Here is a 16,656-nt window from a genome sequence, read left to right on the forward strand (position 1 = left end):
GTCGCTCGCGGCCGACCGGCAAAACGGTTGTGCCGTCGCGGACGCGGGAGCCGCTCCCGTCTCCGACCGTCACTCGTCGACCGCGACGCGCGCGAGCGCCCCGGCGAGCACCTCGGTCGCGGCGGCGCAGTCGGCCCAGTCGGTCCACTCGCGGGGGTTGTGCGAGATCCCGTCGCGCGAGGGGGCGAAAAGCAGCGACGCGTCCGTGACGCGCGCGACCCGCATCGCGTCGTGGGCGGCGCCCGAGTGGAGGTCGATCGCCTCGCGGTCGGCCGCGTCGGCGGCGGCGTGGGCGGCGTGGGCGGCCTCGCGAAGCCGGTCGCTCATCGGCGTCGGCGCGACGTCGAACGGGCGCTCGAACGCCGTCTCGGCCCCCCGCTCGCGCTCCAGCCGCGCCAGCGAGTCGCGGGCGGCGTCGACGATCGTCTCCATCGATTCGGTCTCGACGTCGCGAATGTCGACGCCCGCCTCGACGCGCCCGGGCACGACGTTCGTCGCGTTCGGCTCGACCGACAGCGATCCCACGGTGCCGACCGCCGACGGCGACGACGACGACACGACCTCGTTGGCGGCGGTCTCGACGTCCAGCACGAACTCGCTCGCGGCCGCCAGCGCGTCGGTGCGCTCGCCCATCGCGGTCGCGCCCGCGTGGTTGGCTTCCCCCTCTATCGTCGCCTCACAGTGGGTGATCCCCGTGATCGTCGTCACGACGCCGGCGGCCGCGCCCGCCGACTCCAGCGTCGTGTCCTGCTCGACGTGGAGTTCGTAGAAGGCGTCCCACGACGCGGGATCCAGCGTCGTCGCCGCGCCGTCCGCGTCGATCGGCGTGGCGGCGTCGACCGCGCTGCCACCGCGGTAGCCGATCCGGTCGAGCGCCTCGCCGAGCGTCTCTCCGTCGGGATTCGTCAGCGCGAGGGCGTCGTCGAGCGTCAGTTCGCCCGTCGCGACCGTCGAGCCGAGCAGCCCGTTTCCGAACGTTCCGCCCTCCTCCTCGGTGAAGCTGACGACGCCGACCGGTCGGTCCGGCTCGAACCCCTCGTCGCGCATCGCGCGCACCGCCTCCAGCGCGGCGTACACCCCGAGTGGGCCGTCGAAGATGCCGCCCTCTGGGACGCTGTCGAGGTGGCTCCCCGAGACGACCGGCGGCGCCTCCGGGTCGGCGCTCTCGGGGGTCCACGTCCCGAGAATATTGCCGACGGCGTCGACGGTGACATCGAGACCGGCGTCGCGGAGGCGCTCGACCAGCCGGTCTCTCGCTCGGCGATTCGCCTCGGTGCCGGTCCGGTTCGTTCGCGCGTGCGCCTCCGGGTCGTTCGTCTCGACCCGGCCGAACGCCGCGTTCGCCTCGATGTCCGCGCGGAGCCGGTCCGCGTCGACTGGGAGTCTCATACCGGGACCGGGCACCGCGGGATCAAAACGGTTCGGTCTCCGGCGGTCGCGTCGGGATCCGATCGGGTCGGCATCAATGGGTGAGAACGTCACCGCGCCCCGAACACTCTCCGAGCCCGTGAGGTAATCAGGTCGTCACCCGTACGATCCCTCGCCCGTTGATAAACGGCCCTCCACCGCTTTCGTCGACGTGTGCTTCCGCCGGTAGCGGAGCGAAAATCCACGCTCCAGACGTGAGATGGGGTCGACTATCTGAGAAACACGCAAGAGTCAACTATTTATTCATAATCTCATTAGGGAATCTAATGGTAGACGACGGAACCGATCTCCGCTCGGTACTCGCCAAGCGGGACGATATTCTCGCGTCTCTCGCGGAGTCTCCCGCGCGAAAGCCGGAACTCGTCGACGAACTCTCGGTCTCGCGGTCGACGGTCGACCGGGCGATCGGCGAACTGGTCGACGTCGACTGCGTCGTCTCGGACGGATCCGCCTACAGCGTGACGAAGACCGGCCATCTTGCACTCGCCGAGCGAACGGAGTACGTCGCCAGCACGGACGCGATCGGCCGCGCGAGCGGACTGTTGAAACACCTGCCGGCGACGGCCGAGGTACCTCCGGTGTTCCTCAGAGGGGCGACGGTGACGCGCTCGGAGCCGCACGCGCCCGATCGGGCGGCCGCGGCGAGCGCCTCGCTGCTCACGGAGGCGACGAGAATGCGGGGACTCGCGCCGACGGTCCTGAAATCGGACGTGTTCACACTCGACGGCGAGCTCGAACGCGACGAACTGACCGTCGAGATCGTCGCGGAACGGAGCGTGATCGACTCGCTCAGGTCGTTCCCGGCGACGCCGACCGAATCGCTGCTCGGCAGGGAGTCGCTGTCGCTCTACGAGTCCGAAACGGGCCTTCCATACGCGCTGTGGATCATGGAAAGCCCGGAGGGAGACCACGCTGGCATCACCGTTCACGATTCCGGTGGGAGCGTCGCGGGCATGATCATGACGCAGTCTGAACCGGCACTTCAATGGGCGAACGATCGGTATCGAGAGCACAAACGGGAGGCGTCGTCCGTCGCTGTCACATCGGACTGAGCTACGTCGGCTCCGTCGAACCCGTCTGCTCAGCGATCCCCTGTTCGAAACAGTCGGTAGAGAGGGACTGCTTCGTGACTAATGACCGTAATTTAAGATATTCGGACAAAACGAGTGTACCGTGCCCTCCTCAAAACGCATTGCGGCGGCGTTGGTACTGATCGGTATACTCGGATTGGCGTACTCGGTACTGACAAGGCAGGAGATAATTGGGGCGTGGGTGACGATTTCAGCGTTCATTGTCGCGGTACTGGTGTTCTACGGCGATGCCGAACGTCACACGCTCGCTCGCGCTACAATCGCTGTCACGGTCGTCTATGGCGTTTTTACGGGCCAGCTGCCGATGGCTGTCATCGCCGCCTGTGTTGTCTACCTCTCCGCGTGGCTCACCGGACCAGACGGTCCGTTCAACGCGCCTGACACAGCGATATTCCCGGCTAAACGAGCGACTACCGAGGAGTCAGAACACACTGATTGACGGCCTTGGCCCCTTGTCCTGACCGAAGCCGGGTCCGGACATCTCCCACTGTGATCCCGAGAGAGTCAGTGTTCCGTGGTCGTGTCTAACGGGGACCCTGTTCGACGAGCGACGCCGCGGACGATCCGGAAAACACTTGCCTCCGGCCGCTCTGGCATCGATCGGTATGTCCCCGTTGCTCCTCCAAGGCGCGGCCGCCGGTATCGTCCTCCTGATCAGCCTCGTGTTCCTCGTCGTCCACCTCGCGATGATCGTGTGGACGTACTCGGACGCGGAGTCACGCAGCGACCACCCGCCGATCCTCTGGGCGCTCATCGTGTTCTTCGCGCCGATTCTCGGCCTGCTGCTGTACCTCATCATCGGCCGGAACTCCTACTGAGCCGCCGTCATTCGCGGTCACCCGCGAACGACGATTGACCCGGACACGGGCTCACACTCCTCTGAGAACGCTCGTCGCCCCGACCGTCTCGGCGACGACCCACGCGACGAACAGCCCGTAGGCCGCGAGCAGCGCGTACGACTCGCGCGCGGTGAGCGCGAGGCTCGTCCGCAGGGTCACGAACAGCAGGACGGTCGCGGCCGTCAACACGCCGAGCATCGGCACCGCCGTCGAGAAGTTGACGGCGACCTCGCCGACGATCAGCACGCTGAGCGGGATAGCGACGAGCAGGTCGAACGTGTTCGACCCGAGGACGTTGCCGAGGCTCGTCGCGCCGCGGTTCTCGCGCGCGGTCCGGACGCTCACGAGCGCGTCCGGCAGGCTCGTCGCGGCCGCGACGACCGTGACGCCGGCGAGGAACTCGGGGATCCCGAAGGTGACGCCGAGCGACTCCACCGACGCGACGAGCCGCTCGACCGTGACGACGATGAGCCCGAGTCCGGCCGCCAGCTTCGCCCACTCGCGGCGGACGTCGACCCCGTCGCGGACCCGGTCTATCGCCGCGTCGTCGACGTCTTGGTACTGGATAAAGAGGTAGAGACCGTACAGCGCGAGGGGGATGACCGCGAGCGACCGGGGCATCGTCCCGACGATCGGATCCGACGAGACCGGGAAGTAGATGACCGCGAGCGCGAACGTCACGACCAGCGCCGAGACGGCGAGCATGTAGAACTGCGCCTCCTTGTACACGATCGCTCGGTTGGCCTCCAGTTCGCCGTCGCCCCCGAGTCCGGACACTGCGGGGATCACGAGGACGTTGAAGATGGCCGACCCGACCAGCGCGCCCACGCCCATGTCGAAGACGCCGGTGACGGCGGTGACGAGCACGCTCACCAGCTCCGGGAAGCTCGACCCGATCGCGACGACGATCGACCCCTGAACCACCGCCGGAAGGCCGTAGTACCCGGAGAGCGTCTCGGCGGCCTCCTCCAGCCAGCCGCTTCCGAGCCAGATGAGGCCGGTCGCGGCGGCGATCACCAATACGTGGACGGTCGGCGCGTCGGGAACGATTCCGGTCACGGTTCAGCGAACGTGTTTCCCACCCAGCTCCCACAGCCGGTCCGAGATTTCGTCGTCGAGCGCGTCGCGCGTGACGCGCCACTCCCAGTTGCCCGCCAGCGTCCCCGGCTCGTTGAACCGCGCCTCGCTGCCCAGCCCGAGCAGGTCCTGAACCGTCGTCACCGCGAGGATCGCGTCCGAGGCCCACACCTCGTCGATGATCGCCCACTCGCTCGGCTCGTCGGGGTCCGAGCCGACGTTGTACCGGAAGCAGTCGCGCTGCTCGGCCGGGAGGTCCTCGAAGTAGCCGGCCCACGTGTCCGTGTCGTGCGTCGAGGTGTAGCCGACGACGCCCTCGTCGTAGTGCGATCGGCTGGTACTCGTTCCCCTCCGCGCACCAGTCGGCGTACTGCGGGACGCGCATTCCCGGGAAGCCGAACTCGGCCATCAGCTCGTCCATCGCCGGCTCCTCGAAGCCGAGGTCCTCCGCGATGAAGGGGGCCTCGCCGAGCTCGCGCTCGACCGCCTCGAACAGGTCGCGGCCCGGCCCGTCGCGCCACTCGCCGTCCGCGGGGTCGCCGCCCTCGGCGGGGATCGCCCAGTACTTCGCGAACCCGAGGAAGTGGTCGAGCCGCGCCACGTCGGCGAGCTCGAACAGCCGGCGGAACCGGTCGAGCCACCAGTCGTACCCCGACTCCGCGAGGTGGTCCCAGTCGTACAGCGGATTCCCCCAGCGCTGGCCGGAATCGCCCGCGTTCGGCGGGACGCCCGCCACCGCTGTCGGGCGGTTCCCCTCGTCGAGCCGGAATGCCTCCGGGCTGGCCCACACGTCCGCGGAGTCGAGCGCGACGTAGATGGGCACGTCGCCGACGATCGACACCCCCTCCTCGGCCGCGACCGCGCGGAGATCGCGCCACTGGCGGTCGAACGTCCACTGGACGAACTCGCGGAACCGGACCTCGCGGGCGTGCTCCTCTCGCGCCTCGGCCAGCGCGTCGGGGTCGCGCGTCCGCAGCGGCTCGGGCCACTCGGTCCAGATGTCCTCCGGTCGCGCGTCCGAGAGCGCCCGGAACAGCGCGTAGTCCGGGAGCCACGGTTCGCGCTCGCGGAACGCGTTGAGCGCCGCGCGGTCGTCCTCGGTCGCCCGTTCCTCGAAGCGATCGAAGGCGGTCCGCAACAGCGGGAGCTTGTACTCGCGGACCGCGTCGTAGTCGACGCGGTCGGTCGGGAACTCGGGGACCGGTCGCAGGTCGCCCTCGTCGAGCCAGCCGTCCGCGACGAGCCCGTCGGGGTCGACGAACAGCGGGTTGCCGGCGAACGCCGACGGCGACTGGTACGGCGACTCCCCGGCGACCGAGAGCGTCGGGCCGATCGGACAGATCTGCCAGTGGTCGACGCTGGCGTCGCCGAGGAACGAGAGAAACTCGCGCGCGCCCTCGCCGAGGTCGCCGATCCCGTACGCCCCCGGCAGCGAGGTGACGTGACAGAAGACGCCGTCGGAGCGGTCGAATCGCATACGCCACCCTGCGATCCCCACCGACTCAAGCGTTGTGTCCAAGCAGATGTGAGTGCCTTCTTATTTTATAAATGGGTTTTTTCTAACCGCAGCTTCTTTGAATCTGGTTTCCCGGATATCTCCGTTTTTAGATGCTTCAGGAGTTCGATCCCCATCAATCCGTAAGAATACGACTTTTCTAGCGTTATAACCGCGAATGTATCATATGTTAATCTGATATCCCCGACCTGATTAATATTCGCACTATATACTGGTGACTGGGCACTTCCAGCACCTCCGAGATCTAGTGTTCCTTGTCTCTTACTGAAAAAACGCTCACAGGACTCAGGAAGTGCCAACGCGTACGGACAGCCGGTATCCACTTCCATCGGGAAGCTGAACTCTAGGCCCGTATTAGGGTCCTCGATTTTAACACTGAACTCAAAATGATCTGATTGAGTTAGTGTTGTTTCTGATGACTTATTACCGCTCATTACAAGAGACAATGAGCGTCTCGTCCGAAGACAGATCTACAGATTCAATAACAGATCTCCCTTCACGGAGATCGTCGACAATGTCTACAACTTCGCCTGTTCCTGTGTCTATAATCACGTACCCATTGCCGTTATGATCTTCCCGAACACGTTTTGCTATTGAACGGTGACGAGCAGCACGTTGGACTTCTTCGGGGACCTGTGGTTCACTCTTTCCCAGCGGGTTGGTTTCTTGAATCAGTGTGCTTTGTCTCCGAGGTGCTTCAGATGCCCCAATATCTGAGGCATCAGCTTCTCGGAACTTCTGATTCTCTCGCTCGACGAATTCTTTTTCTTTCGTACTCATTCTTCTTCGTCGTTCTCGTCGATTTGGTCACCGAATGCTGCGTCGAGTGCGTCTTCGACATCAGAGTCTGTAACGCCGTCACCAAGAAGGTTAGCAATGGTCCATGTTGCCAAATTGAAAGCATTTGCTTGGCTCATCATGACTCCTAATTGTTTCTCACGAACAATATCTCCATCGTACGCTTCTGTCCGGACTTGCTCCCCAATTTGTCCATCCGGTGTTATATCATAAACTGCTGCGTCTGGATCTTCGTACCGCTCTGTGTAAAACTCGAATAGATAATCTCCCCCTAACTGTACGCCTCCCCGAACAGTTGAACTAGGGTGGATCTTATAGCCCTCACTCTCTACGTATTCTATCCGAAGTTCTCCATCGGTAGCCTCCTCTTCATTAGCATCGGTGCCTCCATCCATATTCGCTATTCAGATGAGAGCCATTGTAAAATGTGGTGTCATGTAACCTTTTCAGATCTGGAATGGATGGAGAGATCACATTTCGTTCTTACTGGAGCCGAACCAGTACTATATCTGATTTTATTCCATCACCCGCACCACGGCGACCTCGTCGACGCGGATCCGCTCGGTCCCCTCGCCGTCCTCGACGAGACACCGATTGCCCGTGACCAGGTCGCGCTCGCCGTGGTCGAGTTCGACCGCGACGCTCGCGTCTGCGGGCGCGAAGTTGAGGACGACGACGAGCTCCTCCTCGCCGTCGCGCCGGCGGAACGCGACCACGTCGTCGGGGTGGACGTCGCCGCTGGCGACGATCGGTTGTTCCGAGAGATTGCCGCTCGCGACGTGGTAGCCGACGCGGTCGAGTTCGCCCGCGGGACCGAGCGCGGGGTGGTCCCGGCGCGTCTCGAGCAGTCGCTCGTAGCGGTCGCGGACCTCTTCTCGCGCGTGGTCCCACGCGATCGCGTCGCGGCGGCCGCGCTGGCCGATCTCCTGGCCGGCGTACACCATCGGGACGCCCGGAAGCGTCATGATCGCGGCGCCAGCGGCGGCCGCGGCCGCGTCGCCGCACTCGACGCGGTAGCGCGTCTCGTCGTGGTTCTCGATGTACTGGAGGAACTCCGCGTGGTCGGGGAACCCGATCTCGGCGCGCTGGTCGACCGCGTCGAGGACGGTCGCCGCCGGCTCCGCGCCCCGGCCCACCTGCCGGAGCTGGAAGTACAGCGTCGCGTCGAAGTGGACGTCGAACATCCCCTCGTGGAACCCGGGGATGTACGGGATCGTCTCGTCCATCAGGAGGAACTCCGGATCGATGTCCTTCACGCGGTCGCGCAGTTCGCGCCAGAAGGAGTCGGGTACGGCCCACGCCATGTCACAGCGGAACCCGTCGACGAGCGGCGCCCACTCGTCGATCACGTCCAGCAGGAACCGCCGCACGTCGAGGTTCGCGTGGTTCAGGTTCGCGATCAGCTCCCAGTCGAAGTAGGTGCCTGGCTCGCCCGACTCCTGCCACTCGTAGCGGCCGCGGAACGGCGAGTCGGGATTTTGGTAGGCGTCCCGGAACCACTCGTGGTCGCGCGCGGTGTGGTTGGCGACGAAGTCGAACAGCACGCGCATCCCGTGGTCGTGGGCGGTGTCGACGAGCGCCTCGAAGTCGTCGCGGTCGCCGAGGTCGTCGGCGGTGTCGAAGAAGTCGACGATGTTGTAGCCGTGCGGCTTCCCGTCGTGGCCGAGGACCGGCGTGAGCCACAGCGTGTCGACGCCGAGTTCGGCAATCTGCGGGATCCGCTCGGCGATCGCGTCGAACGCTTCCCCCTCCTCGGCGTCCGCGAAGGTCCGAACGAACACCTCGTAGACGGAGGCGTCACGGGTCCATCCGGGCGGCTCGTTGAGCCGTTGCGTCCGGAAGTCGGGCGCCCCCGGCGTCAACGCGGCCTCGCCGCCAGCGCCCTCGTCGAGGGAGGCCGCGTCGTCGTCGACCCGCTCGACGGCGGCCGCGTCGGCCACGCTGACCCGCGGGTCCTCGCCCGGGTCGCGCGCGACCGCGACGGCGTGGACCCGGAGCCGGTCCGGCACCGCGTCGAGCGGCACCCGGAGTTCCCGGCCGTCCCCGCTCACGCGCAGCGCGTCTCGGGGATTCGACCGACCGTCGGCGACCGCGGTCTCGACGTCGCGGTCGTCGACGACGAACGTCACCGTCAGGTCGTCGGCGTCGAGCGTCGACTCGGGGTTCGGCGTCGGAACCGCGGTGAACACCGCCTCGCCGGCGCTTTCGCCCGACGGATATTCGGTCGCTTGGCCCGCCGACTCCTCCCCGTCGAACGCGACGCTCGCGTCCACCCGGACCCGCGGGCGACCGACCCCCTCGTGCTGCTCTCGCGCGGCGTACTCGACCGGCGCGTCGTCCGCGTCGCGGTCGCGTATCGCGGTGCCGCTCCCGCCCGCGACGTCGACGCCCTCGTAGCTCGCGGGGAACGCGCACACCGTGAGCAGGTGGTCGCCGTCCGGCGCGTCGAGTCCGAGCAGGTAGCGACCCGGCACGTCCGGGGTGAACTCAGTCACGGGGGCGTCGCCGACAGTCGCCTCGCTGTCGGGCGGCGCGTCCGCGACGCGCCACGCGTACGTCGCGTCCGGGTCCGGGTCTCTCGGTGCAAGCTCCGTCCGCTCGCCGGTCGGGAGGAAGCGCGGGGGTCCGGGGTGGTCCGATGTGACGGCCATCGACGCCCGGGGCCTTCGGTGTTGCTCTTGTTCCGGTGCCGCTCAGGGTAGCGACGCCCGGCACGGACGGTCCCCGCCGCGGTCGTCAAGGCTTTTACTCCGGCAGGCGCAGGGCGCGTATGCGACTGCGTACCGCCCTTACGGAACATGAACGTCGGCGCGGGGAGCGCTACCCGGCGGAACACTCGATGACCGCCGGCGCGTTCACCGGCGATGACGGCCGACTGGTCCACGTCGGGCCGGACGGAACCGTCCACGACTGTTCGTACTCCCTCTCCGGCGTCGGCGGCGCCGACCGGCTCCGGATGGGGATCACCGCCGGGCGCGGCGTCCGCTGGTTCGACGACCTGGAGACGACCCGCCAGCACTACGACGGCGACACGCCCCTCGTCGAGACCGAGTACGACGCCGGCCGCTACACCATCCACCAGTTCGACCTGATCGTGAGCGACACGCACCTCACCCACGTCGAACTCCGCGGCTCGCCGCCGGCCGACGCCGAGCTGGTCGCCGCCTACGCGTTCTCGCCCGACATGGTCGAGGGCCGCGTCGGCAACATGGTCCACGAGGCCGCCGGTCCCGAAGATGGCGGCGTCGTCGAGGTGTATCACCGCACGGAACACGACTTCCTCACCGCCTCCACCGGTCTCTCGAACGCCCACGGCCAGCGCCTGCGGACGATTCCGGAACTGCTCGGCGAGGGCGAGGACGGCTTCCCGCACCGCGGCGAGATCGACCGCCGCGAGGACTCCCGGCTCACCCCGGACGTCGTCGTCCGCGCGCCCTTCGAGCGCGACGGGCGGACCGAGCGGGTCACCCTCGCCGGCCGCGCCGTCGTCGACCGCCGCGAGGCCCGCGACACCGGCGACGACGCGAAGGACGCGCTCACCGACGGGGTCGACCGCCAGCGCCGCATCGAGGCGGTGTCGAACATCGCCACCGCCTACCCCGACGCCGACGACCTCCGCGAGGCCGCGGACGGCCGCGGGCCGAACGTCCCCGAGGACGCCCCCCGACAGTCGGTGATCGCGAGTGACCTCCGCGCGCTCGATCTGCTCACCGCGGAGTCGGGCGGCCGGATCGCCGCCCCCGAGTTCGACCCGTTCTACTCCACCTCCGGCGGCTACGGCTACACCTGGTTCCGCGACGAGGCGACGGTGTCGACCGCGCTGCTCGACGCGAGCGGGGAGCTGGGTCTCGACGCCGACGAGGAGCTGCTCGCGGCCGCGAGCTTCTTCTGTCGCACGCAGGACGCCGACGGCTCGTGGCCCCACCGGGTGTGGGCCGACTCCGGGAAGGTCGCGCCCGGCTGGGCGAACGCCCGCATCGAGGGCGCGAACGGGACGCCCGGCCCGAACGACCAGCTCGACCAGCCCGCGACGGTCGTCGCCTTCCTCGCGACGCTGCGCCGCGAGGCGGACCTCCCGGCCGAGTGGCGCGACCGGATCGACGAGACGATCGCCGACGCCGTCGGCTTCCTCCTCGAGACGACCGAGGACGACGGGCTTCCCCGCCGCTGTCAGAACTGCTGGGAGAACGCGCTCGGCCGGTTCACCCACACCGGCGCCGAGTACCTGCGGGCGTTCGCCGCGGTGGCGCGCGCGCCGGTCGGCGAGGAGCTCCGGGCCGACGCCGCGGACGCCGCGGACGCGGCGCTGTCCGGTCTCGACGCCCGCTGGAACCCCGAGACGGAGCGGTTCCTCCAGCGCGCGAGCGAGGAGAGCCAAGACGCCCGCGCCGACGCCAGTACCTTCGCGCTCGCGACCGCCGCCGCGGAGTACGCCGCCCTGCTCGACGACGACTCCGCGGCTACTGACGGCTCGGGCGCCGGGTCGGTCGAGTCCGTCGAGGCGAGCGAGTTCGACCGGTTCCTCGACCGCGTCAACACCCACGTCCGGCGGTCGATCGACGCGCTCCGGCGCGAGACCTCCTCGGTGGAGGGGCTCGTCAGGTTCACTGGCGACGACTGGCGCACGGCCGAGCAGGGCGCCGCGAAGGTGTGGTCGATCGCGACGCTGTGGGGCGCGACCGCGGCGGCAACGCTCGCGGGCGTCGTCGAGGAGCGCGGCGGCGCCTCCGGGCCGCTGTTCGCCGACGCGCGCGAGCTGTACGCGCTCTGTGAACCCGACGGTCCCTTCGTCAACGAGGCGGGGCTGTTCGCGGAGCAGGCGTTCGACGACGGCGACCTCGACAGCGCGACCCCCATCGCGTGGTCGCACGCGCTCCGGATCGACGCGACGGTGACGCTCGCGAGCCACGGCGAGCTCCCGGTCCCGCACGACCGCGAGACCGGCCCGGAGGCGGCCCCCCACTGGACGACCGGGCGGAAGTTCGGTCTCGGCACGCCCGCGGACTACGAGAGCGACGAGCCGGTCCCGGTGTGGTTCACGCTCACCGAGGGGGCGCTCACCGAGGCGCGATTCCCCCGGATCGACGTGATGAACGTCCGGACGTTCGACTTCCTCGTCGCCGACCCCGACTCCGAGTACGCGGTCCGGACCTTTGACGAGACCGACCACGTCGCGACCACGGAGACGGTCGAGCGGACAACGGAGCCGGCAGCCGATGACGCGCTCGCGTACGTCCAGACGATCCGCGAGACCGGCGACGGTCACGGCCACAGCTGGACGCTCACCGTCGAGTACGCGGTCGACACCGACGGGACCGCGATCCTCGCCGACGTCCGGTTCAAGGGGAGCCGCGAGTACGACGTGTACGCGCTCGCCGACGCGACGATCGCCAACGTCGGCACGGACGACCGCGCCGAGCGCGTCGACGGCGACGCGGGGGCGCACCTGCTCGCGCGCAAGGACGAACCCGACCGCGACGCGGGCAAGCTCGTCGACGACGACGGCGAGCCGTTCGACCCCGCGCTCGCGCTGGCGAGCGGCGACGGGTTCGACTGGGCGAGCGCGCTCGCGGCCGGCGGCGAGGCGGCTGACGCGCTGTTCGGCGACGGCGAGCGCGGCGCGGAGTCCGACGAGGCGGTCGGCAACGTCGTCCTCGCCGGTCTCGTCGGCAGCGGCGAGGCGGTCGCGGACACGGTCGCGCTGGGCTTCGCCGAGGAGTCCGACACCGCGGCCGCGCTCGGCGAGGCCGAGGGGGCGCTCGCCCGCGGCTTCGACGACGCCGCGGACGCCTACGCCGAGACGTGGCGCGCGTGGTTCGCGGACCGCGAGCTTCCGGACTCGGTCGCGGGCGACCCCGACCTCGCGGCGCAGTACCGCTTCGCGCTGATGACGCTGGCGGCCGTCGAGGACAAGGCCCACGACGGCGCGGGGATCGCCAGCCCATCCGTCCCGTGGGGCGAGACGGAGTACGCCGCCGAGGACCGCGGCTACGGCTACAACTTCGTCTGGTCGCGGGACCTCTATCAGGTGTTCACGGCGCTGATCGAGATGGACGATCTGGAACGCGGCGCCGACGCCCTCGCGTACCTGTACAACACCCAGCAGGACGATGACGGGTTCCTCCCGCAGAACACCTATATCGACGGGCGCACCCGGTGGGGCGGCGAGCAGATGGACAACATCGGGTTCCCCTCGGTGATGGCCTGGCAGCTGTACGAGCGCGGCGTGACGCTCGCCGACGCGAGCTACACCTACGACCAAGTCGCTCGCTCGCTCGATTACATCGCCGAGAACGGTCCCGAGACCGCCCAAGAGCGCTGGGAGGAGGAGGCCGGCTACTCGCCGTCGAGCATCGCGGCCGAGATCGCCGGGCTGGTTTCCGGCGCGGCGCTCGCGCTCGCGGAGGCCGACCGCCGCGACGGAGCCGAGTCCGGGAGCGATGCTGCGGCGTCGCCCGCCTCCCTCCGCGCCGACGCGCTCGCGTGGCTGGCGCTCGCGGACGACTGGACCGCGCGTGTCGAGGAATGGTGCGCGACCGCCACAGGGACCGACCGCCACAGGGAGACGCCGTACTACCTCCGTATCACGGCCGACGGCGACCCCGAGGCGGGGCGCCCCCGAACCATCGCCAACGACGGGCCGACGTACGACGAGCGCGAGATCGTCGACGGCGGGTTCCTCGAACTCGTCCGGCTGGGGATCAAACCCGCCGACGACCCGGTCGTCCGCAACTCCGTCTCCGTCGTCGACGACTCGATCCGCGTGGACACGCCCCACGGCGCCGCGTGGTACCGCTACGTCGGCGACGCGTACGGCGAGATCGCGGTCGGCGACCCGGGCGCGCCGTGGGCCGGGACCGGCGACGGCCGCGGGCGCCTCTGGCCCATCTTCACCGGCGAGCGCGGCGAGTACGAGCTTCGCGCCCGCGCCGACGGTCCCGACGCCTTCGGCGGCACCGACGACGAGAAGCTCCAACCCGAGACGCTCTTGGAGACGATGGCCGGCTTCGGCAACTCCGGACGCATGCTCCCCGAGCAGGTGTGGGACCGCGAACACCCGACGAAGTACGGCTGGGAGTTCGGCGAGGGAACCGGGGGGCGACCCCCCTCGCGTGGTCGATGGCCGGCTTCGTCCGGCTGGCGCACGGCGTCGACGCGGGCGAGCCGGTCGAGACGCCGACCGTCGTCCGCGAGCGCTACGTCGAGCGCGACCGCCCCGCCGGTCCCGACCTGACGGCTACCGCCGAGTTCGTCGAGGACTCCGTCGTCGTCGCCGGCGAGACGGACGCCGAGTGCGTCGCGGTCCACACGCGGAAAACCTCCCGTCTCGTGACACTCGACGACGACGGCGCGTTCGAGATCGACCTCGACGCGGCGACCGACGCGAACACCGTCGTGGTCGCGGCCGCGACCGACGAGGAGTTCGAGACCGCCGGCACCGCGGTCGAGCGAATCCGGCTGTAGCCGCGGGCGAACCGTTTTCGCCGCCGGTCCCGCCGTCCGAGCGCGACCAGCGTCACCCGGCCACGACCAGCGTCACCCGAGCGCGACCACGTCGACCGCGCGGGGGTCGCCGTCGACCTCGATTTCGACCGACGAGCCGATGCGCTCTCGAACGCGCTCGCGCCAGTCCTCGACGGCCTCCGCGTGTCGCTCCCGACGGGCTTCGAGGTCGGCGTCCGGGTGCTCGGCGGCGGTGTCGTCCGGTTCGGGGTACGGCGGGACGTCCGCGACGAGGTCCCGAGGATCGATGTGAAGCGGGGCGGAGGCGTCGGAGTCGTTCGAACTCTCCTCGTCGCCGCCGTCGCCGTCGCTACCCCCGCCCGCGTCGAGCGCGTGGAGTCGAGCGCGCATCCGTCCGGAGAAGGGCGGCGTCGCGCGGAGGACGACCTCTCGGTCGCTCCGGAGCGCGGCTTCGAGGGCGTTCGCCACGTCCTCGCGGTGGACCGCGATCGACCGGATCCGGCCGGGTCCGGGGACGGCTCCTCGGCTCCACCCTCGCCGCTCGGTCCCTCAGTCATCGTTCGCCGTCCACTCGGCGTCCGAGAGCGTGCGCTGGACCGCCTCCTCGCCGACCGCGCCCGCGAGGTGCTCGAAGCCCGCGCGGACGCCGCGGTCGCTCGCGTTCGCGACCAGCCGCGAGACGATGAACTCCGGCGTCGACTTCCCGACCGTCTCGAACCGCGGCTGGTAGTCGACGCGGAGGTCGAGGTCGTTCGTCAGTCCCTCCGCGAAGATACCGTCGATCCGGGCGGCGTCGGGCAGCGGGCTGAGGTCGTCGGCGAGGTGGGTGACGTAGACGCCGAGCGCGCCGCGGTCGACGGTGAGCGTCACCAGCCCGTTCAGCAGGTCGGCCGCGCGGCCCGGCTCCGTGATCGCCTCGAACTCGTCGACGAGCATCAGCGTGCGGCCGTCGGCGACGAGCGGGGGGACGACCGACTTCAGCGTCGACTCCAGCACGCCGGCGTTGAAGGAGGCGTGCCGGCGGTGGAAGACGATCCGGTCGAACGTCCCGACCTCGGCCGCGTCGGCGGGCACGGGCAGCCCCATCGACGCGAGCAGCGCCACGGCGCACAGCGTTTCCAGAAGCGTCGTCTTCCCGCCGGAGTTCGCCCCGGTGAGGACGCTCACGCGGTCGTCCGTCGGCGGCGCGTCCGTGCTCGCGACGCCCGCGTCGTCCGCGAGCGAGTGGGAGCCGACGCCGTACGACACCGGCTGGACCTCGCCGTCGAGGAACGGGTTCCGCGCGCCGCGCACGGCGATCCCGTCGTCGACGAGCGTCGGTCGGACGTGGCCGTTCTCGGCTGCGAACCGGCCGAGAGACAGCAGGAACGCGGCGTCCGAGACCGCCGTCGCGGCGCGGGCGACGGTGGTGTCCCCGTCGTCGCTCTCCGCCTCATCGCCGTCGTCGCTCGCGTCCGCCGCGGACTCGTCTCCCAGCCGCTCGCGGATGTCGGCCGCCACGGCAGCCTCTCTCTCCTCGACCGCCGATTCGAGTTCGACGACGAGTTCCCGGAGCGTCCCGGAGACGAAGTCGGCCGCGTCGAGCGCCTCGTCGGGCGCGGCGGCTCGCACGGTCGCCGGCTCGACGCCCGTCTCCTGCGCGACGTGGTCGATCGTCGCCGCCTCCAGCGCCTCGAAGTCGCGGAGGCTCCCATCGCGGACCGATTCGAGCACGTCGAACGCTGAGTCCGCGAGGTCGCGCGCGGCCGACAGCTGATCGCGAAGTCGGTCCAGTTCCGCGTCGGCTCCGCTCGCGATCTCGATGTCGTCGCCGCCGAGTCCGCCCGCGGGGTCGATCGACCCCCGCACGTCTGCGAGGGCGTCGGCGGCGTCTCGGAGGCGGTCGCCGTCGAGCGCGCCGACGTCGGCGAACGGGCCGTCCGTCAGCCCCGCCTCGCGGAGCGCGACGGCGGTCTCGACCGCGGCGAGGTCTGAGCCGTCGGCCTCGTCGTACGCGGCGAACGCGTCCGCGACGGTCTCGCGGTCGTCGTCGTCGAGACCGGCCCACGCGTCGCGGGCGGCGACAACGCGATCGAGCCGCGACTCGACGGCGTCGCGGTCGAGCAGCGGGGTCAACACCCGGATGCGGTCGGCGGCGTGCGCGGTCAGCGCCTCGCTCGCCGCGAGCGCGAGGAGGTCGTCGTACACCGAGCGCGCGTCGCCCGTCGCGAGCACGTCCATCCCCGCCTCGCCGTTCGCCCGGCGGAGGATGCGGGTCGCGCGGCCGCGGTGGAGTCCGGCGTCGACGAGCGCGCGGACGTCGGCCGACTCGATCGCCGCGACGGCCCGCTCGGTCCCGAGCGCTTCGGTGAGCCGCTCGCTCGTCTTCGGGCCGATCCCCCAGTAGTCCTCCAGTCGCATACCCCGTGGTGTCGCCCCGGCGTCTTGGCGCTTTCGTCGTTTC

Annotated in this window: 11 protein-coding genes and 2 pseudogenes; 4 read left to right on the forward strand and 9 right to left on the reverse strand. The window is 69.5% G+C overall.

Going from position 1 to position 16,656, the window contains the following annotated elements:
- Positions 1-69: 69 nt before the first annotated feature.
- Positions 70-1,389, reverse strand: coding sequence for a Zn-dependent hydrolase (locus ACODNG_RS00095; RefSeq protein WP_434521914.1), 1,320 nt, complete (start codon positions 1,387-1,389; stop codon positions 70-72).
- A gap of 305 nt (positions 1,390-1,694) precedes the next feature.
- Here ACODNG_RS00095 and ACODNG_RS00100 point away from each other — a divergent pair, with 305 nt between their 5' ends.
- The 3 genes from ACODNG_RS00100 to ACODNG_RS00110 all read left to right on the forward strand — a co-directional run bounded on the left by ACODNG_RS00100 (position 1,695) and on the right by ACODNG_RS00110 (position 3,337).
- Complete coding sequence (locus ACODNG_RS00100; RefSeq protein WP_434521915.1) at positions 1,695-2,480, forward strand: helix-turn-helix transcriptional regulator; 786 nt, start codon at positions 1,695-1,697, stop codon at positions 2,478-2,480.
- A gap of 121 nt (positions 2,481-2,601) precedes the next feature.
- Positions 2,602-2,958, forward strand: a complete 357-nt coding sequence (locus tag ACODNG_RS00105) for a hypothetical protein (RefSeq protein WP_434521916.1) — start codon at positions 2,602-2,604, stop codon at positions 2,956-2,958.
- Positions 2,959-3,124: 166 nt separating this feature from the next.
- On the forward strand, positions 3,125-3,337 hold the full coding sequence (locus ACODNG_RS00110) for a PLDc N-terminal domain-containing protein (protein ID WP_434521917.1): 213 nt from the start codon (positions 3,125-3,127) through the stop codon (positions 3,335-3,337).
- A 51-nt stretch (positions 3,338-3,388) separates the two neighbouring features.
- Here ACODNG_RS00110 and ACODNG_RS00115 read toward each other — a convergent pair whose 3' ends face one another.
- The 6 genes and pseudogenes from ACODNG_RS00115 to malA all read right to left on the reverse strand — a co-directional run bounded on the left by ACODNG_RS00115 (position 3,389) and on the right by malA (position 9,400).
- Positions 3,389-4,417 (reverse strand): sodium:calcium antiporter, encoded by a 1,029-nt coding sequence (locus tag ACODNG_RS00115; RefSeq protein ID WP_434521918.1) that lies wholly within the window; start codon positions 4,415-4,417, stop codon positions 3,389-3,391.
- A gap of 3 nt (positions 4,418-4,420) precedes the next feature.
- Positions 4,421-5,912, reverse strand: a pseudogene (gene malQ / locus ACODNG_RS00120) (4-alpha-glucanotransferase).
- A 65-nt stretch (positions 5,913-5,977) separates the two neighbouring features.
- Complete coding sequence (locus ACODNG_RS00125; RefSeq protein ID WP_434521919.1) at positions 5,978-6,385, reverse strand: hypothetical protein; 408 nt, start codon at positions 6,383-6,385, stop codon at positions 5,978-5,980.
- Positions 6,375-6,731, reverse strand: a complete 357-nt coding sequence (locus ACODNG_RS00130; RefSeq protein ID WP_434521920.1) for a hypothetical protein — start codon at positions 6,729-6,731, stop codon at positions 6,375-6,377. The genes ACODNG_RS00125 and ACODNG_RS00130 overlap by 11 nt, the downstream gene beginning before the upstream one ends.
- Positions 6,728-7,144, reverse strand: a complete 417-nt coding sequence (locus ACODNG_RS00135) for a hypothetical protein (RefSeq protein ID WP_434521921.1) — start codon at positions 7,142-7,144, stop codon at positions 6,728-6,730. Before ACODNG_RS00135 ends, ACODNG_RS00130 begins: the two co-directional genes overlap by 4 nt.
- Positions 7,145-7,264: 120 nt before the next feature.
- Positions 7,265-9,400 carry an alpha-amylase MalA gene (gene malA, locus ACODNG_RS00140; protein ID WP_434521922.1) on the reverse strand — a complete coding sequence of 712 codons (2,136 nt, stop codon included), beginning with the start codon at positions 9,398-9,400 and terminating at the stop codon, positions 7,265-7,267.
- A 119-nt stretch (positions 9,401-9,519) separates the two neighbouring features.
- On the opposite strand from malA, the pseudogene ACODNG_RS00145 reads away from it, so the two are divergent.
- Positions 9,520-14,213, forward strand: a pseudogene (locus ACODNG_RS00145) (glycoside hydrolase family 15 protein).
- Between the two features lie 72 nt (positions 14,214-14,285).
- Here the strand turns inward: ACODNG_RS00145 and ACODNG_RS00150 are convergent.
- Together ACODNG_RS00150 and ACODNG_RS00155 are read right to left on the reverse strand one after the other, a co-directional pair.
- Positions 14,286-14,681, reverse strand: a complete 396-nt coding sequence (locus ACODNG_RS00150; RefSeq protein WP_434521923.1) for a hypothetical protein — start codon at positions 14,679-14,681, stop codon at positions 14,286-14,288.
- 81 nt (positions 14,682-14,762) lie between these two features.
- Complete coding sequence (locus ACODNG_RS00155) at positions 14,763-16,613, reverse strand: MutS-related protein (RefSeq protein ID WP_434521924.1); 1,851 nt, start codon at positions 16,611-16,613, stop codon at positions 14,763-14,765.
- Between the last annotated feature and the right edge of the window lie 43 nt (positions 16,614-16,656).

It is taken from the genome of Halorubrum sp. AS12, from assembly GCF_051122765.1.
Taxonomy (GTDB): domain Archaea; phylum Halobacteriota; class Halobacteria; order Halobacteriales; family Haloferacaceae; genus Halorubrum; species Halorubrum trapanicum.